This window comes from Dactylosporangium sp. NPDC000244, assembly GCF_040300725.1.
Classification (GTDB): Bacteria; Actinomycetota; Actinomycetes; order Mycobacteriales; family Micromonosporaceae; genus Dactylosporangium.
In genome coordinates, this window is record NZ_JBEPEH010000042.1 from 98,418 (window position 1) to 115,747 (window position 17,330).

At 74.6% G+C, this 17,330-nt stretch carries 16 protein-coding genes; 10 read left to right on the top strand and 6 right to left on the bottom strand.

Annotated elements, in window-relative coordinates; all coding sequences use genetic code 11:
* Nucleotides 1–59: 59 nt before the first annotated feature.
* Nucleotides 60–1,289: a D-alanyl-D-alanine carboxypeptidase family protein gene (locus ABT369_RS45095; RefSeq protein ID WP_350622527.1), complete on the bottom strand. Its 1,230-nt coding sequence runs from the start codon at nt 1,287–1,289 to the stop codon at nt 60–62.
* A gap of 88 nt (nt 1,290–1,377) precedes the next feature.
* On the opposite strand from ABT369_RS45095, the gene ABT369_RS45100 reads away from it, so the two are divergent.
* Nucleotides 1,378–2,220 carry a DUF6891 domain-containing protein gene (locus ABT369_RS45100; protein WP_350622529.1) on the top strand — a complete coding sequence of 281 codons (843 nt, stop codon included), beginning with the start codon at nt 1,378–1,380 and terminating at the stop codon, nt 2,218–2,220.
* Between the two features lie 73 nt (nt 2,221–2,293).
* Nucleotides 2,294–4,531, top strand: coding sequence for a putative bifunctional diguanylate cyclase/phosphodiesterase (locus tag ABT369_RS45105; protein ID WP_350622530.1), 2,238 nt, complete (start codon nt 2,294–2,296; stop codon nt 4,529–4,531).
* A gap of 4 nt (nt 4,532–4,535) precedes the next feature.
* Here ABT369_RS45105 and ABT369_RS45110 read toward each other — a convergent pair whose 3' ends face one another.
* Together ABT369_RS45110 and ABT369_RS45115 are read right to left on the bottom strand one after the other, a co-directional pair.
* Nucleotides 4,536–5,882 carry a chitosanase gene (locus ABT369_RS45110; RefSeq protein WP_350622531.1) on the bottom strand — a complete coding sequence of 449 codons (1,347 nt, stop codon included), beginning with the start codon at nt 5,880–5,882 and terminating at the stop codon, nt 4,536–4,538.
* An 89-nt stretch (nt 5,883–5,971) separates the two neighbouring features.
* Complete coding sequence (locus ABT369_RS45115; protein ID WP_350622532.1) at nt 5,972–8,200, bottom strand: ATP-binding protein; 2,229 nt, start codon at nt 8,198–8,200, stop codon at nt 5,972–5,974.
* A 64-nt stretch (nt 8,201–8,264) separates the two neighbouring features.
* Here ABT369_RS45115 and ABT369_RS45120 point away from each other — a divergent pair, with 64 nt between their 5' ends.
* Complete coding sequence (locus ABT369_RS45120) at nt 8,265–8,642, top strand: response regulator transcription factor (protein WP_350622534.1); 378 nt, start codon at nt 8,265–8,267, stop codon at nt 8,640–8,642.
* Between the two features lie 33 nt (nt 8,643–8,675).
* Nucleotides 8,676–10,331, top strand: coding sequence for a lysine--tRNA ligase (gene lysS, locus ABT369_RS45125; protein WP_350622536.1), 1,656 nt, complete (start codon nt 8,676–8,678; stop codon nt 10,329–10,331).
* Here the strand turns inward: lysS and ABT369_RS45130 are convergent.
* Nucleotides 10,290–11,141 carry an ornithine cyclodeaminase family protein gene (locus tag ABT369_RS45130; protein WP_350622538.1) on the bottom strand — a complete coding sequence of 284 codons (852 nt, stop codon included), beginning with the start codon at nt 11,139–11,141 and terminating at the stop codon, nt 10,290–10,292. The two genes, lysS and ABT369_RS45130, sit on opposite strands and share 42 nt — an antisense overlap.
* On the bottom strand, nt 11,138–12,136 hold the full coding sequence (locus tag ABT369_RS45135; RefSeq protein WP_350622540.1) for a proline racemase family protein: 999 nt from the start codon (nt 12,134–12,136) through the stop codon (nt 11,138–11,140). Before ABT369_RS45135 ends, ABT369_RS45130 begins: the two co-directional genes overlap by 4 nt.
* A 134-nt stretch (nt 12,137–12,270) precedes the next feature.
* On the opposite strand from ABT369_RS45135, the gene ABT369_RS45140 reads away from it, so the two are divergent.
* From ABT369_RS45140 to ABT369_RS45160, 5 genes are all read left to right on the top strand, one after another.
* Nucleotides 12,271–12,723 (top strand): hypothetical protein, encoded by a 453-nt coding sequence (locus ABT369_RS45140; RefSeq protein WP_350622542.1) that lies wholly within the window; start codon nt 12,271–12,273, stop codon nt 12,721–12,723.
* A gap of 85 nt (nt 12,724–12,808) precedes the next feature.
* The gene (locus ABT369_RS45145; protein ID WP_350622544.1) at nt 12,809–12,982 is read left to right on the top strand and encodes a hypothetical protein; all 174 of its coding nucleotides are present in this window, start codon (nt 12,809–12,811) and stop codon (nt 12,980–12,982) included.
* A gap of 6 nt (nt 12,983–12,988) precedes the next feature.
* Nucleotides 12,989–13,762 carry a tetratricopeptide repeat protein gene (locus ABT369_RS45150; protein ID WP_350622546.1) on the top strand — a complete coding sequence of 258 codons (774 nt, stop codon included), beginning with the start codon at nt 12,989–12,991 and terminating at the stop codon, nt 13,760–13,762.
* A gap of 67 nt (nt 13,763–13,829) precedes the next feature.
* Nucleotides 13,830–14,450 carry an FKBP-type peptidyl-prolyl cis-trans isomerase gene (locus tag ABT369_RS45155; RefSeq protein WP_350622548.1) on the top strand — a complete coding sequence of 207 codons (621 nt, stop codon included), beginning with the start codon at nt 13,830–13,832 and terminating at the stop codon, nt 14,448–14,450.
* Nucleotides 14,451–14,498: 48 nt separating this feature from the next.
* The gene (locus ABT369_RS45160) at nt 14,499–15,614 is read left to right on the top strand and encodes an ankyrin repeat domain-containing protein (protein WP_350622550.1); all 1,116 of its coding nucleotides are present in this window, start codon (nt 14,499–14,501) and stop codon (nt 15,612–15,614) included.
* Nucleotides 15,615–15,634: 20 nt separating this feature from the next.
* Here the strand turns inward: ABT369_RS45160 and ABT369_RS45165 are convergent, their stop codons facing one another.
* Nucleotides 15,635–16,300, bottom strand: a complete 666-nt coding sequence (locus ABT369_RS45165; protein WP_350622552.1) for a TetR/AcrR family transcriptional regulator — start codon at nt 16,298–16,300, stop codon at nt 15,635–15,637.
* 57 nt (nt 16,301–16,357) lie between these two features.
* Between ABT369_RS45165 and ABT369_RS45170 the strand changes: the two genes are divergently transcribed.
* Nucleotides 16,358–17,209 (top strand): NAD(P)H-binding protein, encoded by an 852-nt coding sequence (locus ABT369_RS45170; protein ID WP_350622554.1) that lies wholly within the window; start codon nt 16,358–16,360, stop codon nt 17,207–17,209.
* Nucleotides 17,210–17,330 lie beyond the last annotated feature (121 nt).

Sequence of the window (17,330 nt, forward strand, 5' to 3'; positions counted from 1 at the left end):
TACCGGGCGCCACCTAGGGGTCCCGCCGCGGGGATCACGACGGCAGTTCTACCGGCGGTTCAGGTCCGGATCCGGCGGGCGCGGCGGAGCATCACGACGGTGCCGGCCGCGAACAGCACCACCAGCACGGCCAGGGCCACGACGCTGAACGAAAGCGAGCGGCCGGGCGCCGGGGCCTGCGCGCCCGCGGTGCCCCGGGCGGCCGCGGCCGCGGCGGCGGCCGACGGCGGCGGGGCGTGCAGCCGGGCCGCCTCCTCGGGCGTGACCAGGTGCCCGACCGAGGCGCCGGCGGGCCGGGTGAAGCCCCAGTCCAGCAGCGTCGTGCCCTGCTTCCAGGCGCGGGCGGGCACGATCTCGGCACCCATGATCGTGACGACGAGGCGCCGGTCGCCGCGCTTGGCGGCGCCGACGTACGTGTGCCTGGCCTCGTCGGTGAAGCCGGTCTTGCCGCCGATCCCGCCCGGATACTCGGTCAGCAGCTTGTTCTCGTTCTGGATCTGGAAGCCCTTCGGGTCCTTCGGCGGCTGGGCCGGCCACTGGAAGGTCAGGGCGCTGTCGTACTGCAGGAACGCCGCCCGGTCCAGGTTCTCCCGGGCGATGAGGGCCAGGTCGTAGGCGCTCGTGTACTGCTCGGGAGCGTCCAGCCCCGACGGGGTGACCGCGTGCGTGTCGTCGGCGCCGAGCCGGTGCGCCTCGGCGTTCATGGCCGCGATCGTCGCCGGGACGCCGCCGTCGCCGCCCCCGACCCGGGCGAGGGCGTTCGCGGCGTCGTTGCCGGACTGCAGCAGCAGGCCGTACCACAGCGTCGAGACCGGGTACCGGCCCCCGGCGATGATGCCGACCAGCGAGCTGTCGCCGGGCAGGTCGAGGTCGGCCGGGGTCGCCTCGACGACCTGGTTCGGGTCGAGTTTGGGCAGGACCGTCGCGGCGAGCAGCAGCTTCTGGACGCTGGCCGGACGGCGGCGCAGGTGCGGGGCGCAGGCGCCGAGCACCTCGCCGGTGTCGAGGTCGGCGACCACCCACGCCATCGCCGAGGTGACCGGCGGGGCGGGGGCGCCGGGCGGCACGGCCAGGCCCTTCGTGGCCAGCTGCGCGCCGCCGACGACGGGCGCGGCCGGGTCCCGCTCGGGTGAGGGCGGGGTGGGCGGGATGGTGGCGATGGACGTGTAGGGGCACGGCACCGCGGCGGCCGTGTCGGCGGCGGCGGACCCGGACGGCTCCAGCAGCGGCAACGGACCGGCCGACAGCACGGCGGCCAGCGCGCCGGCACCCAAACGCCACAGATCCATGAGCGGAAGCCTATCGAGACGGACAGTTGCCCGCCGTGCAGTCGTGAACGCGACGCCGGTTGCGACGGATCGCCGCTACCCTGCCGCCGTGGACGAATACCTGCGGCGGTACATCCGCCACGAGGTCCCGCGCGGGCGGCGCACCGCGGTGGAGATCGTGCGCGAGGTCGTGGCGGGCGGCGGCGACCCGGCCACGGCGTGGGTGCTCGTCGCCGAGGCGTTCGCCGAGCACCGCGCGGACGCGGCGACCTGGCCGGCCGTCACCGACAACGACCGCCTCACGACCGCCTTCGCCCGCCTCGACGCCGCCGGGATCGTGGCCCGCGAGTCGTTCACGCAGACCCTGACCGACGGCGGGCACGAGATCCGGGCCATCCTGCGCGACCGGCCCGGCGCCCGCGGCTTCGCCTTCTACCACGAGCAGGACGAGGGCTCCTGCGTCGCCAGCGGCGGCCTGTCGATCGCCTACGGGGCCCGCGCGGAGGACGGCGAGGCCATCGCGGCGGCCGGCCGGGAGATCGCCGACGCGCTCGCCGACGAGGGGCTCGCGGTGGCCTGGAGCGGCGACCCGGCGATCCGCATCGAGGTGAAGATGGCCTGGCAGGTGCGCCGGGCCGGCGAGCTCGCGGCCGCGCCCCCGCACCCGCTCCCGGCGGGCGAGCGCGCGGCCCACGTCGACCGGACCGGCTGGTCCGGTCCGTTCGAGCCGCCGCCGGGCCGGCAGTCCCCCGCCGTCTTCGCGGGCGCGTACCTGCCGCTGCTGCCGGCGGGCGGGAGCGCGACCATCTGGGGCGAGCAGACCGGCATCAGGTTCTCCCGCGACGGCGGCGCGCTCGTCGCGGTGGTCGCCGGGGCGGACGGCGAGGACGAGCCGCCGGTGCGGCTCGCACCGCTGGACGCGTGGCCGCTCGTACGCGACCGGCTGCGGTAGCCACCGGCCCGTCACCCCATACTGCACCAGAACCGCACTCAGAAACGCCGCCCGCGCACCGATCGGTGTGGCCATGCCGGACAGCGCGCTCGAGCAGCACGAGATCGACTACCGGGCCCGCCAGGTCAGGCTGGGCACGTGGATCGGCGTCGGGGTCATCCTGATCGGCGCCGTGCGGGTCCGGCTGGACTGGCACGGCGGGCCGTGGATCGTCGCCGCCATACTCGTGGCCGCGCTGGGGCAGGCGGGGCTGGCGATGCTGCCGTGGCAGCGGTACATCCAGGCCCCCTGGCTCCCCCGTGCGCTCGTCGGGTGGTGGCTGGCCAACCTGGTGCTGCTGCTGGGGTTCACCGCCTACGACACCGCCGCGCTGGCGATCTACCCGGCGGGCGTCATGCTCATCCTGGCCTCGACGGCCGCGCTGGCCGACAAGGGCTCCGTGATCGGGCTCGGCACGCTCAGCATCGCCGGGTACCTGGCCCTGGTCATCACCCGGGACCGGCCCGTCGGGCCCACCCTGGCCGCGCTGACCGTCTCGCTCATGCTCGGCGTCACCTGGTTCTGCGCCCAGACCGCGAGCAACCGCAGCCGGATGGACCGGGCCCGGCGCCGCGCCGAGAACAAGATCGAGGCGCTGCTGGAGGCCTCGTCCGACGCGGTGCTGGCGATCCGCGGCGACGGCCTCGGGGTGACCTACGCGAGCCCGTCGGTGCGCACCGTGCTCGGCTACGACACCGCGTTCGTGACCAGCGAGCTGCTCTCCGACATCACCCACCCCGACTACCTGCCCGTGTCCCAGGAGTGGTGGCAGCGGGTCATCGGCGGCGGGCCCGGCTACACCGCCCGGACCGAGTCCCGCGTGCGCCGGGCCGACGGCGCCTGGATCTGGGCCGAGGTCATCGGCACCAACCGGACCACCGAGGCGCCGCTCTTCGCCACGGTCATCAGCATCCGCGACATCACCGGCCGCAAGGAGCTGGAGGAGGAGCTGACCCGGCAGGCGTTCGCCGACTCGCTGACCGGGATGCCGAACCGGGCCCTGTTCCGCGACCGGCTCGAGCACGCCATCGCCCGCAACCGGCGCGGCGGCGGCCGGATCACCCTGTTCCTGGTCGACCTCGACGACTTCAAGCTCGTCAACGACAGCCTCGGGCACACCGCCGGTGACCAGCTCATCGCCACCACCGCGCTGCGCCTGCACCAGCAGCTGCGCGCCGCCGACACCCTGGCCCGCCTCGGCGGCGACGAGTTCGCGATCCTCGTGGAGGACATCACCGAGATCGAGGCGATGGACCTCGCCGAGCGGCTGCTGGCCGCGATCCGCCGGCCGCTGCGGCTGGGCAACCGCGAGGTCGTCTGCTCGGCGTCGATCGGCGTGGCGACCGCCAAGGCCGGCGACGGCGACGACGGGCCCGACCCCGGGGAGCTGCTGCGTAACGCCGACCTGGCCATGTACGCCGCCAAGGGCGCCGGCCGCGACCGCTACGCCCTGTTCGACCCGGCCATGTACGCCGGCATCATGCGCGAGGCCGAGGACCGCGCCGAGCTCGAGCGCGCCCTGGCCCACGACGAGTTCCTGGTGCACTACCAGCCGATCGTCGACCTGCCGACCAGCCGCCTCATCGGCGTCGAGGCCCTGGTGCGCTGGGAGCACCCGGTGCACGGCCTGGTCGGCCCGAACACGTTCATCCCCCTGGCCGAGTCGACCGGGCTCATCGTGCCGCTGGGCCGCTGGGTGCTGCGCCAGGCCTGTGAGCAGCTGGCCGCCTGGTGCGAGCAGTTCCCGGCCGCGGCCGGGATCCGGGTCAACGTGAACCTCTCGGCGCGGCAGTTCCAGCACGAGGGGCTGGTCGAGGAGGTCGCCGGCATCCTGGCCGAGACCGGCGTCGACCCGCACCAGATCGTCCTGGAGATCACCGAGTCGCTGCTCATGCAGGACACCGACTCCACCATCGAGACCCTCGGCCGGCTCAAGGCGCTCGGCGTGCGCCTGGCCATCGACGACTTCGGCACCGGGTACTCGTCGCTGTCGTACCTCAAGCGCTTCCCGGTCGACATCCTCAAGATCGACCGCTCGTTCGTCGACGGCATCGACACCGAGCGCGGCGACGCCACGCTGGCCGAGGCGGTCGTGCAGCTGGGCCGGGCGCTGCAGCTGCAGACGGTCGCCGAGGGCATCGAGACCGCCGAGCAGTGGTCGACGCTGCAGGATCTCGGGTGCGAGTTCGGGCAGGGGTACCTGTTCGCGCGGCCGGGCGCCGCCGACGAGATCTCCTCGATCCTCGGCGACGCCCGGGTCCCGCAGTCGTGAAACCTCAAGCGGAAATGTTGTACGGGTCCCCGTACACCTTCCACGACAGCGGCGGGTCGAGGTCGAAGTTGCGGTTGTTGAGGAACACCCGCTGCTCGGTGTCGACCCGGCTGGTGTCGCTGTGCGCCTCCTCGGTCTTCATCGCCGCGACCCGCGCGTCGAGGAAGGCGTTGAGGTAGGTCGCCTCGTCGCCGCCCTGGGCCGGGGTCTTGGCCTTGGCCATGGCGGCCTTGCGGATGCCGCCGAAGCTGACGGAGCTGTTGCCGGGGCCGTGCATGACGATCGCGTCGTAGTAGATGAACTGGCCCAGGGCCCGCAGGCCGTCGGCCTTGGCCTGGCTGACGGACGGGTTGAAGTACACCCGGTCCCGCTCGTCGTTCTGGGCCTGCTGGAACGCCGGGTCGGCCGCGGCGGTGCGCCAGTCCTTGGTGAAGTTCGGGTCCAGCCCGGCGTGCGAGTCGCTGTTGTTGACGCTGCGCAGCGCCGGCAGGTACTTCGCCAGCACGTTGCCGGGCACCCGCTGGGTGTAGAGCTGGACGAGCTCGAGCATGTCGCCGGTGCCGGAGCAGAAGCCGATGATCCCGGCGGTGTAGCCGCGCCCGTCGCCGATGTCCTCGATGTACTTGTACTGCGCCTTCCAGTCCAGCGAGGAGTTCTCCGCCGAGGACACCAGCTGCATCGCGATGTCCTTCTTGCGCGGGTCGGTCAGGTCCTTGCCCGGGGTGCCGGTGGGGCTCTTGGTGGGCGAGGCGCTGGCGGACGCGCTGCGCGACGGGGACGCCGACGGCGAGGCGGAGGCCGAGGGGCCGCCGGTGCGCGACGCCGACGGCGAGGCGGTCGGGGTGCCCTCGGTGAGGCTGCTGCCGTACACCTTGAGCTCCCACAGCGAGTAGCCCCACTGGGTGCCGCGGGCCGTGCCGAAGAGCCGCACGTAACGCCCGGTGCCCGACAGGCCGGTGAGGTCGTCGGTGCCGCCGTCGCCGGTGGTGGTGCTGTAGACGGTGGTCCAGGCGTTGCCGTCGGCCGAGGTCTCGATGCGGTAGGCCTTGCCGTAGGCCGCCTCCCAGTTCAGGTTCACGTGCGTGATGCGCTTGGCCGCGCCGAGGTCGACGCGGATCCACTGCGGGTCGGAGCCTTCGGCGCTGGCCCACCGCGTGCCGGTGTTGCCGTCGAAGGCCTGGGCGGCGCCGAGCGACGAGCTCTCCACCGACGAGGACGTCGCCGGGCGGCCCTGGGAGAGCAGGGTCTCGGTGGCGGCGTCGGCGCCCTGCATGACGACGACGGTCGTCACGGTGCCGACGGTGAGCAGTGCCGCGGCGCCCAGGCCGGCCAGCCTGAGGGGGTGGTTCACGAGGTGCCTCCGGAGGAAGTCTGTCAGGCAAGCTGCCTGCCAGATCCTTTGATCGGAGTGCCTCGATGTCAAGGTTCCTAAATGAGACTTCATTTCACGTTATGGTTCGCGGCCCGGACGGCGGCGGCCGGGCGCTGCAGACGCTCCCAGCCCTCGCCGGTGTCCGGCTCCCCGCCCGGGGTCCGGTGCGGCAGCAGCACGCTGAAGCGGGTACCGCCGCCGGGGTTGTCCTGCACCGCGATCGCCCCGCCGTGGCGCTCCACGATCCGCCGGCAGATGGCCAGGCCGAGGCCCGTGCCACCGTAGTCCAGCGCGCGGGCCCGGCGGAACGACTCGAACACCCGCCCCTTCTCCTCGTCCGGGATGCCGATGCCCCGGTCGGCGACCTCGAGCCGCACGCCGTCCGGCCCCTCGGTCGCGGAGATCTCCACCCGGGGCGCGACCCCGGCCGGGGTGTACTTGATGGCGTTGCCGACGAGGTTGTCCACGACCAGCCGCAGCAGCCCGGCGTCGGCCCGCACCGCGGGCAGCGGCCCGATCCACACCGACGGCGCGGGCGGGGCGGCATCCGGTACCGCCGGCGACAGGTACGCCGCGGGGCGGGGCGCGGTCCGCTCGGCCACCACCGACTCGACCAGCGCCCGCAGGTCGATCTCGGCCACGTTGAGCGGGGCGTCGCGGGCGGTGGTGTAGGCGAGCAGGTCGTCGATGATGTCCCGCATCCGGGTCGCGCCCTGCCGGACCCGCTGCAGCGCCGCCCCGGCCGTCCCGGTGCGCGGCGGCACCCCGCCCAGCGCGTCGGCCGCGACCGCCGCGAACCCGTGCACCGCCGTGAGCGGGCTCTTGAGGTCGTGCGCGACGACCGCCGCGAACTGGGCGAGCTCGGTCTCGTAGCGCCGCAGCGCCGTGATGTCGTGCAGCACCGCGACCGCCCCGCCCGGGCCCCCGCCGGAGCGGTCGAGGGGCCGCGCGCTGACGCTCACCAGGATGCCGTCGGGGTGGGTCGCGTTGCGGATGACCATCTCCACCCCGTCGACCGGGATGCCGCCCAGCGCCCGGACCATGGGCAGCTCGGCCGCCGGGAACGGGGTGACCCGGTCGGGCCGGAAGGCGCCGTAGTGCGCGGGCCAGTCCTCGAGGTGCTCGGCGTCGTCGGCGGTGCCGAGCAGCGCCCGGGCCGCCGGGTTGTGCAGCAGCACCCGGCCGTCCTCGCCGACGACGGTCACTCCCTCGCCGACGCTGGTGAGGATCGCCTGCTGCAGGGCGGCCTGGCCGCGGGCCTCCCGCCCGGCCGCGCGCAGGTCCCGGGTCGCCGCCCGCACCAGCACGAGCGCCTTGGCCCGCCGGGAGCCCAGCACGTGCACGAGCGCGGCGATGAGGACGCTGAGCAGCACCCCGGAGGCGGCCGCGACGAGGGGGCGGTCGGTGAAGGCGCCCGGCAGCTCGTGCGGGTCCGCGGCCACCTCCAGGCGCCACCGCCGCTGGGCGATGTCGAGGTCCCGGGTCCGCTCCAGCGCGTCGGACGGGGGCGCGATCGGGTGCACGGTCGCGATCGGCAGCAGCCCGCCGCCCTCCTGCGCGGCCGAGAGGGTCGCGGTGACCCGCGGGTGCAGGACCGAGCCGATCGCGCCGCCGAAGAAGTCCGGCCCGCGCAGGCCGAGCAGCACGAAGCCGCGTAGCCGCCCGTCCACGGCGAGCACCGGGGTGGCCAGGTTCAGCGTGCGGCGGCGCTGGGCCGGCGGGAGCGCGGTGTCGCGGGCGTCGACGGCGGCGGTGGAGACCGCGGCCCCGCCGAGACTGCGGGCCTCGCCCAGGACGTCGGCGACCTCCGGTACCGCCGCGAAATCCGCGCCCCCGGCGGCCGGCACGCGCCCGTCGAGCTGGCGGCCGTAGACGGCGAAGTAGTGCCGGTCGGTGCCGGGGGCGGGCTGCAGGGTCAGGCCCGCCGCCCCGGTCGCCCGCCAGGCGTCCTGCACCGCGCGCACCTCGGCGGTGGCCGCGGGCACCACGAAGACCACGGCGGTCGCCCCGGCCAGGTTCTCCCCCGGCACCCGCACGGTGGCCCGGTCGAAGGCGGCCGGGGTCAGCGCGTCGTGCGAGCCCAGGGCGGCCGCGATCGTGTCGATCGTGTCGAGGTAGCGCTGCACCTCCCCGCCGACCGCCGCCTGCGCGAGGTCGACCTGCCGGTCCATCGCCTGGGCGGCCGAGCGGCCCTCCTTCTGCGCGAGGGCGACGCTCACCCCCGCGGTCGCGAGCAGCCCGAGCAGCAGCACGACCGCGGCCAGCCCGAGCGGTACGTACCGTCGCCCCGAATGCACCTCTCAACCATATTTGACCGGTTTTCTCCGTATACTGGTCTCAGCGCGATTCGGGGAGGAAGTCATGTCGACGGTCCTGGTTGCCGAGGACGATCTGGCCATCCGCGATCTGCTCACCTTCCTGCTCGACACCTCCGGCCACCACGTGCTGGCCTGCGCCGACGGCGGCAGCGCGCTGGACACGGCCCGGCGCGAGCACCCGGACCTGGCCATCCTCGACGTGAGCATGCCCGGCATCAACGGCATCGAGGTCTGCCGGGCGCTGCGCGAGCGGGCCGACACCGAGCTCATGCCGGTGCTCATGCTCACCTCGCACGGGCAGTGGCTCGACGTGAGCACCGGCTTCGACGCCGGCGCCGACGACTATCTCGTGAAGCCGTTCGAGCCCAGCGAGCTGATGTCCCGGATCGAAACGCTGCTCGAGCAGTCGGGGGTCGACTGAAATTCGGTCGACCGGGTCGGGCAAGATGGTCGGGTGACGCACAGTATCGCTGACGACTGGGTTGCCCGCTTCGCCGACGAGGTCATCGAGGCCGCGAAGGACCGCGCGCCCGGCAAGCCTATCGTCTGCGCGTCCGGCCTGAGCCCCTCCGGCCCGATCCACCTCGGCAACCTGCGCGAGGTGATGACCCCGCACCTGGTCGCCGACGAGATCCGGCGCCGGGGCCACGACGTGGTGCACATCCTGTCGTGGGACGACTACGACCGCTTCCGCAAGGTGCCGGCCGGCATCGAGGGCGTCGACGAGTCGTGGAGCGAGCACATCGGCCGCCCGCTGACCGCCGTGCCCGCGCCGCCCGGCAGCCCCTACGCCAGCTGGGGCGAGCACTTCAAGGCGGCGATGGCGGCCTCGCTGGAGCAGCTCGGGGTGCAGTACCGCGGGATCAGCCAGACGGAGATGTACCGCTCGGGGGCGTATGTCGAGCAGATCCTGCTCGCGATGCGCGAACGGCAGCACATCGACGAGGTGCTCGGCAAGTACCGCACGAAGATCGCCCCCGAGGAGAACGACGAGGACGGCGAGGGCGCGACCGGCTACTACCCGTACCGGCCCTACTGCTCGGTCTGCAACCGCGACACCACCACCGTCACCGCCTACGACGACGAGACCACCGAGCTGACCTACACCTGCTCCTACGGCCACGGCGCCACGATCCTGCTGGGCGAGCACCACAACGGCAAGCTGGTGTGGAAGGTCGACTGGCCGATGCGCTGGGCCTACGAGGGCGTGCACTTCGAGCCGTCCGGGGTCGACCACACCTCCCCCGGCTCGTCGTACGTCGTCGGCACCCAGCTCGTCGCCGAGATCTTCGGCGCCAAGGCCCCGATCGGCCCGATGTACGCCTTCGTCGCCATCGCCGGGCAGGCGAAGATGAGCAGCTCCCGGGGCGGGGTGCCGACCCCGGCCGACGCGCTGCAGATCATGGAGGCGCCGCTGCTGCGCTGGCTCTACAGCCGCCGCCGCCCCAACCAGGCGTTCAAGGTCGCGTTCGACGACGAGATCCAGCGCATCTACGACGAGTGGGACACGCTCGGGCGCAAGGTCGGCGAGGGCACCGCGGCGCCGGCCGACGCCGCCGCCTACCACCGCGCGGTCGGCACCGCCGCCGGGCCGCTGCCGGTGACGCCGCGCCCGCTCGCCTTCCGCATGCTCGCCTCCGTCGCCGACATCACCGTCGGCGACCCGGCCCAGATGCTGCGGATCCTCACCGACGTCGACCCCGCGAACCCGATCGTCACGCTCGATGACGCCCGGCCGCGGCTGGACTGCGCGGTGCGCTGGGTCACCAGCTACGTGGCCGACGAGCAGCGCACCCACGTGCGCGCCGAGCCCGACGCCGAGCTGCTGGCGTCCCTCGACGACGAGCAGCGGGCCGCGCTCGCCCTGCTGGCCGAACGCCTCGAGGACCAGTGGTCGCTCGAGGGGCTGACCAGCCTGGTGTACGGCGTGCCGAAGATCCGCCTCGGCCTGCCCCTGGACACCAAGCCGACCCCGGAGCTCAAGGTCGCCCAGCGGGAGTTCTTCTCCTTGCTGTACCGCCTGCTGGTCTCCCGCGAGTCGGGCCCGCGGCTGCCCACGCTGCTGCTGTCACTCGGCGCGCAGCGGGTCCGCACCCTGGTCGGCGCGTAGCACGGCCTCGGCCACGACGAGGTCCTGCCACGCCATTCCGGAGCCCTTGAAGAGGACTCGCCTCGCCGTGGCGACCGTGCCGATCCGGTGCAGGTCGTGCGGGGCGAGTCCGGCCAGGATGACGTCGCCGCACTCCCGCAGTGCGGTGGCGACGTCCTCGACGATGACGGTGGCGCTGCGGCACAGGGCCGTGTCGACCTCACGCGCGTCCGGCTCGTGCGAGCCGACCGCGATCACCACCACGTCGTCGCGCAGGAGCGCGGAGTCGAACAGCGGCTCGCGGGCGGTCGTCGCGCACACGACCACGTCGGCGGTGCGGATCGACGCCGGCACCCCGGTCCCGCGCCGCACGATGTCCACATGGGACAGCTCGGCCACGGCGGCGAGGGTGTCGCGGTGGCCGAGGCCCTGCGGCCCGGCGCCGAAGACGACGACGCCGAGCGTGTCCTTGAGAAACGGCCGGACCGCGGCGACCGACACCGCCGGCGTGCGCAGGGTCGTCAGGGCCGCGCCGTCGAACAGGGCCGCGGGGCGCAGCGTCTCGCCGTCGAAGAGGACGTACACCGCGTTGACCCGCGGCAGTCCCCGCCCCGGGTTGCCGGGCGCGACGGTGGCCAGCTTCACGCCCGCGTGCGTCGCCGACGCGGCCGGCATGAGCAGCAGCTCCCCCGCGGGCAGCGGCACCGAGGAGCGGGGCACCCCGGCCGACGGGTCGAGGCCGTCGCGCAGGGCCGCCTCGATGGCCGCGACGGCGGCGGCGGGCGGCAGGAGCCGGGCGATGGCGGCCGCGTCGTAGTACGGGATCGTCATCGCAGCACGAATCCGGGCGTCATCGGGTCCTCGGGGTCGACGGTGAAGACGTGCTCGCCGGTCGGGTAGGCCATGCCCGTGATCACGGGGATCACCGAGCCGCCGGGGCCCGGGGTCGCCACGGCGGTGAAGCGCGACCCGACGATCGAGTCGTGCACGAGGGTCTGGCGCTCGCCGAGCTCGCCGGTGGCGCGGAGGGTCGCGACCCGGGCGGCGGTGCCGGAGCCGCACGGCGAGCGGTCCAGCTCCCCGTCGGCGAAGATCGTGACGTTGCGCTGGTGCAGCTCGCCCGCGTCCGTGGTGCCCAGGGACTCGTACAGGATCGTGCCGTACACCCCGCTGAGCCGCTCGTCGACGGGGTGGCGGGCGGCCGGGTCGCCGTGCAGGGCCCGCTTGATCTCCCGGCCGAGCGCGATGAGCTCCTGGTGATGCTCGGGCACGACCCGCAGCCCCACGCCCGCCACATCCGCCTGCGCGTAGATGGCCCCGCCGAAGCTCACGGCGACCTCGATCTCCCCGCGGCTCGTGGTGAGCCTGCGCGTCGCGATCGGGTAGGACGCGACGCTGACGAAGTCGACGGCGACGACCCGCCCCTGCGCCAGGTGGACGCGCGCGGTGACCCGCCCGGACGGCACGTCGATCCGCACGTCCACGGACCCGTCGGGCGGGGCGGTCACGAGCCCGGAGCGCACCGCCCAGGCCCCGAGGGCGATGGTGCCGTGGCCGCACGCGGTCGAGAAGCCGTCCTTGTGCCAGAACAGCACGCCGAACCGGGCCCCGCCGTCGTCCGGGTCCGTGATGAACCCGCCGTACATGTCGGCGTGGCCCCTCGGCTCGTGACACAGCAGCCGCCGCAGCCCGTCGGCGGCGGGATCCTGGCCGGCGAACACGCGCCGCTCGGCGACCGTGGCCCCGCGCAGTTCGACCGGCGGATGGGGCACGATCCGGAACGGCTCGCCACCGGTGTGGTAGTCGACGGTCTTGACGAACGTCACAGCATCACCACAGTCCACATGGAGGATCGTAGTAGCCATGACGGGGGTCATGGATCGTCCCGCGGTGCTGCTCGTCGCCGTGTCCCGGCCGTGGTTCTGGCCGCCTCAAGACCCGCCCGGGCTGGGACGTCGCGGTGAACGCGCTGGTCGTCGGCGTGGTGTCCCCGGCCGCGGGCTGGTCCATCACCCGCCCGCCGTGGCAGTTCCCGTGGCAGTTCGCGCTGATCGGCCTGCTCTTCGCCGCGGCGCTCTACATCCCGACCACGGTGACGGACCTGGCCGCGGACGCGAGCGCCGGCTACACGACGGTCGCCGTGCGCTTCGGCCGCGGCGTGGTCTTCGCGGTCGGCCTCGCGCTGTGGGCCGCGGCCCTGGCCTTCTCGCTGGTGTGCGCGGCGCTGGACGCGCTGGTCCCGCGCGCGACGCTGGTGCCGCAGCTGCTGATGGCGCCCGTGCTCGCGGCCGCCTACGCCGCCCTGACCCGGCGCCCGTCGATCTTCCGCATGGCCCTGCTGTCACTGCTGTTCGGGGTGCCGACGGCGGGATTCGCCCTGGCGTACATCGGCGCGGCCCCGGCCCCCGGCTGACGGACCGGCCCCTGATGGAACGGCACGGAACGCCGTCTTGGTGCACGGCCTTACTCGGAGGTCGTGGACAGATCGGAGGACGCCGATGCGCCAGCAGGGTCAGCGGTTCTGGGAGTGGGTGATCTCGCCCAACCACAACGAGGTCGTCGTCGAGGAGCCCGTCGAGAAGCCCGTCGCGCCGGGCAACGGGTCGTGGGACGACCTGGTCTGGGACTGGCGGATCTCGCCGAACCACAACGAGACCGTCGTCGAGGAGTAGGCGGCGATGCGCGCCGGCGTGCGGCGGATGCTCGTGCTCGCCGTGCGCCGGCGTGACCGAGGGGACTACCGCGCCGCCGAACGGCTGCTGCGGCTCGCCCTCGCGCACGCGGAGAGCCGGCACGGGCGGCACGGCCTGCCCGCCGTCGACATCCGCGGCGAGCTCGGGGTGCTGCACAAGCTCACCGGACGGCTGGGCGAGGCGAAGACCTGGTATCGGCGGGCGTTGCGCGGGCTGCGCGCACGGCGGCGGCCCGACCTCGACCGGTTCGCCACGTTGCTGCACAACCTCGGCGGGGTCGCGCACGCGCAGGGGCGGCACGCGACCGGGGAGCCGGCCGCGCGGCGGGCGGTCGGGATCCGGGCCGCGCTGCACGGGGCCGACCACCCGGCCACGGCCGCCGACCGGGCCGCCTGGGCGGCGCTGCTCGACGGGTGCGGGCGCACCGAGGAGGCCGCGGCGCAGCTCGAACGCGCGCTGCGGGCGATGCGCGATCCCGTCGAGGTCGCCTTCGTCACGCACAATCTCGCCGCCGTCCGGCACCGGCTCGGCGACCTCGGCGCGGCCGCCGACGGCTACGAGCGGGCGCTGCGGCTCAAGGAACGACTGCTCGGGCCGGACCATCCGCAGCTGGCCGCGACCCTCGTCGGGCTCGGCGGGGCCCGGAGGCGGCCCGAGTACTACGAGCGGGCCATCGCCGTGCTGGAGCCGGTCGTGGACCCGCGCCACCCGACGCTGGCCGCCGCCCGGCGCGGGCTGCGGGCGCTGCGGGAGCCGTGAGCGCCGGGACGTCACCGTGGCCGTCCCCTCACGGAGGGTCTCGGCAACGGTGCCGTACGGTGTTGCGGTGACCGAGCGAACGGATCTGCTGTCCAAGGCCGAGAAGCGCGCCGCCGTCAAGGCCGCCAAGGCCCGTGCCGCGCGCGCCGCCCAGCGCCGGCGGGTGCTGACCACCGTGGGCGCCGCGGTGGCCGTCTTCGCCGTGATCGCAGCCCTGGCGATCCTGGTGGTCCGCTACGGCGGCTCCTCGGACCCGGCGGCGAGCCCGTCCGTCGCCGCGACCGAGGCCCCGTTCCCGCCGGTCCCCGAGGGTGCCGACCCGGCCCTGTCGAAGAAGCCGGACGTGAAGGCCGGCGGCGGCACGCTGACCAGCCTCGTGAAGACGACGGTCATCGAGGGCACGGGCCCGGCCGCCGCGGCGGGCCAGTCGATCACCGTGAACTACGTCGGCGTGACCTACGCCGACGGCAAGGAGTTCGACGCCTCCTGGGACCACAAGCAGGCGTTCACGTTCAGCCTCGGCGGCGGCCAGGTCATCAAGGGCTGGGACCAGGGCCTCGTCGGCATCAAGGTCGGCTCGCGGGTCCAGCTGGACATCCCGCCGGCCCTGGCCTACGGCGAGAACCCGACCGGCGGCCAGCCGGCGGGCGCGCTGCGCTTCGTCGTGGACGTCCTCGCCGCCCAGTAGCGTTCGGCACCACCGCGGTCAGCCGCTCCCTGGGCCTAGGCTCGGGCCATGGAGCCGTTGCATGACGCCGAGTCCCGGGGCGCGCGGGAGGCCGGGATCGCCGTCTTCGCAGGGCGGGTCATCCTCGACGCGCGGCCGCCCATCGGCGACGACGAGCTCGCGGCCGTGCGGGACCGGTGCGCCGGGCCGGTGCCGGAGGGCCTGGTCGCGCTGTGGCGGGTGTCGTTCGGCGGGTGGCTCGACTACGACCTGCGGGTCGAGCTCGGCGGCGTGGACGTGCCGTTCTCGTGCAGCGAGCTGTTCCGCCCGGGCGACGGCTACCGCGACCTGTGGGGCTGGATCGACCACGAGGCCGAGATCGGCGAGGTCGAGCGGCTGACCTACCTGCCGTTCGGCGGCTTCGAGTACCTGGACCGCGTCTACGCCACCACCGCCGGCCCGGACCGCGGCAGCGTCATGGCGTGGCAGCAGGGCCTGCCGCCCGCGTGGCAGATCCGCCCCGGCGACCGGGCGGGCCGCGTCGCGGACGACGTCCACGGCCTGTTCGCGCGGCTGGCGCTGGAGACCGACCCGTGGGCGGACGGCGACAGCGGCGAGCGCCTCCGCGACGCCGTCGACGAGCTCGGCGGCGGCCTCGGCGACAAGCTCCGCGCGATCGTCCGCGGCGCGGTGCTCGACTGGCGCTCCGCGGTCGAGCGCGGCACCGTGCGCGGGGACGCGCGGCTGCGCCGGCTGGCCCTCCAGCACGCCGCGGCCGCGGACGACCTCGCGCTCCTGGACCGGCTGGCCAGCCTGGGCTGCGACCTGTCCGAGGACGTCGGCTCCGGCCTGACCCCGCTCGACGTGGCCGTGCAGCACGGCCGCGAGCGCACGGCCCGGTGGCTGCTGGCCCGGGACGCCCCGGCGACGAACGCGCTGCGGTTCGGCGCGGCCGCGGTGAGCCTGGACCTGGCGCGGGACCTGCTCGCCCGGGGCGCGGTCACGAGCCTCGACACCGTGGCCGCGGCCGCGCGCAACGAGGACTTCGCGGTCCTCGAGCTGCTCGCCGCGACCATCGGGGACAAGGCGGCCCTGGCCAAGCGGCTCAAGGACCTGGCCCAGTGGTCCCGGGCCGACGACACCCGGCTCGCGGCCCTGCGCCGGCTCGCCCGCGAGCAGCACTAGCCCGCCGCCAGGATCAGCGCCTACCGGCTCAGCCACTCCGTCAGCAGGGACCGTTCGCCGGGCGTCAGCGTGGGCAGGGTCGGGGCCACGGCGCGGAAGGCCACCGCGAGAGCCGTGGCGTCGTCGCGCGGCACCGGTGCGGCGTCGTGCAGGATCGTGCGGAGCACCGACTCGAGCATCTCGTCCGCCAGCGACGGGTCGCGGTCCTCGGGGGGCGTGGCGAGCAGCGTGAGCACCACGCCGGTGCCCGCGGCGTGGATCAGCTCCACGGCCCGCGTCTCCGGCACCCGCAGCCGGCCCGCGGCGGCGACCCGGTGCACGCGGGCGCGCAGGACGGCCGCGCCCGCCTCCGCGGCCGGGGACGGGTGGGTGCGGGCCGGGTCGCTGAGCAGCGCGAAGAGGGCGCCGTTGGCCAGGCCGAAGCCGACGTGGGTGTGCCAGCCGGCGCGCAGGTCGGCGACCGGGTCGAGGTCGCCCGCGGACTGGGCCTTGCCGGCGACGTAGGTGGCGAAGACGTGCTCGGCGACCGCGTCGAGCAGCGCGTCCTTGTCCTCGAAGAAGCGGTAGATGGTCGGGGCCTGCATCCCGGCCGCCTGGGCGACCGCGCGGATGGTCACCGCGGCCGCGCCCCGCTCGTGCAGCAGCCGCGCGGCGACCTCCACGATGCCCTGCCGCCGCGAATCCATGTAACGACGATAACACAGGCTTGCTAACGACGTTATTAACGGCGTTATGCTGGAGCCATGAACAATGATCTGATCATCGTCACGGGGGCCACCGGCGCGCTCGGGAGCCAGGTCGTGCAGCACCTGCTGCGGCGGGTGCCGGCCGAGCGGATCGCGGTGAGCGTGCGCGACCCGCAGAAGGTGGCGCTCGACGGCGTCGAGGTGCGGAAGGGCGACTTCACCGCGCCGGAGACGCTGGACTTCACGGGCGCCGGGCAGGTGCTCATCGTCTCCTCGAACACGCTCGGCGCGGCCGCCCTGACCCAGCACCGGGCCGCGGTCGACGCCGCGCACGCCGCCGGGGCCGGGCGCATCCTCTACACCAGCCACCAGGGCGCCGCCGTGGACTCCCGGTTCGCGCCGATGCCCGACCACGCGGCGACCGAGGCGCACCTCGCCTCGACCGGCACGCCGTGGACGTCGCTGCGCAACGGGTTCTACACGAGCACGATCGGGCGGCTGCTCGGCGGCGCGCTGGAGACCGGCGAGCTCGTCGCGCCGGCGGACGGGCCGGTGTCGTGGACGGCGCACGCCGATCTCGCCGAGGCGACGGCCGCCATCCTGACCGGCGCGGTCTTCGAGGGCCCGACTCCCCCGCTCACCGCGCCGGTCGCGCTCGACCTCGAGGCCGTCGCCGCGCTCGTCACCGACCTCACGGGCCGCACGGTGCGCCGCGTGGTCGCCGACGACGAGGAGTGGACCGCGGGCCTGGTCGCCCATGGCGTACCGCCGGAGCAGGCCCGCCTGCTCCTGGGCATGTTCGAGGCGTCCCGGCGGGGCGAGTTCGCCGCGACCGGGCCGGCGCTGGAGGAGCTGATCGGGCGCCCGGCCAGCCCGGTGCGCGACTACCTCGCCACGATCCTCGGCTGACCCCGCACCGCGTCGCACAGCTCCCGGGCGCCGCCCGGTTCGCGCCGCCCGGTTCGCGCCGCCCGGTTCGCGCCGCCCGGTTCGCGCCGCCCGGTTCGCGCCGCCCGGTTCGCGCCGCCCG

Excerpts from the sequence above, each read along its gene's own strand:
- ABT369_RS45095 (WP_350622527.1), bottom strand. The coding sequence starts at position 1,289 with ATGGATCTGTGGCGTTTGGGTGCCGGCGCGCTGGCCGCCGTGCTGTCG.
- ABT369_RS45105 (WP_350622530.1), top strand. The coding sequence starts at position 2,294 with ATGCCGGACAGCGCGCTCGAGCAGCACGAGATCGACTACCGGGCCCGC.
- ABT369_RS45120 (WP_350622534.1), top strand. The coding sequence starts at position 8,265 with ATGTCGACGGTCCTGGTTGCCGAGGACGATCTGGCCATCCGCGATCTG.
- ABT369_RS45130 (WP_350622538.1), bottom strand. The coding sequence starts at position 11,141 with ATGACGATCCCGTACTACGACGCGGCCGCCATCGCCCGGCTCCTGCCG.
- ABT369_RS45145 (WP_350622544.1), top strand. The coding sequence starts at position 12,809 with ATGCGCCAGCAGGGTCAGCGGTTCTGGGAGTGGGTGATCTCGCCCAAC.
- ABT369_RS45150 (WP_350622546.1), top strand. The coding sequence starts at position 12,989 with ATGCGCGCCGGCGTGCGGCGGATGCTCGTGCTCGCCGTGCGCCGGCGT.
- ABT369_RS45160 (WP_350622550.1), top strand. The coding sequence starts at position 14,499 with ATGGAGCCGTTGCATGACGCCGAGTCCCGGGGCGCGCGGGAGGCCGGG.
- ABT369_RS45165 (WP_350622552.1), bottom strand. The coding sequence starts at position 16,300 with ATGGATTCGCGGCGGCAGGGCATCGTGGAGGTCGCCGCGCGGCTGCTG.
- ABT369_RS45170 (WP_350622554.1), top strand. The coding sequence starts at position 16,358 with ATGAACAATGATCTGATCATCGTCACGGGGGCCACCGGCGCGCTCGGG.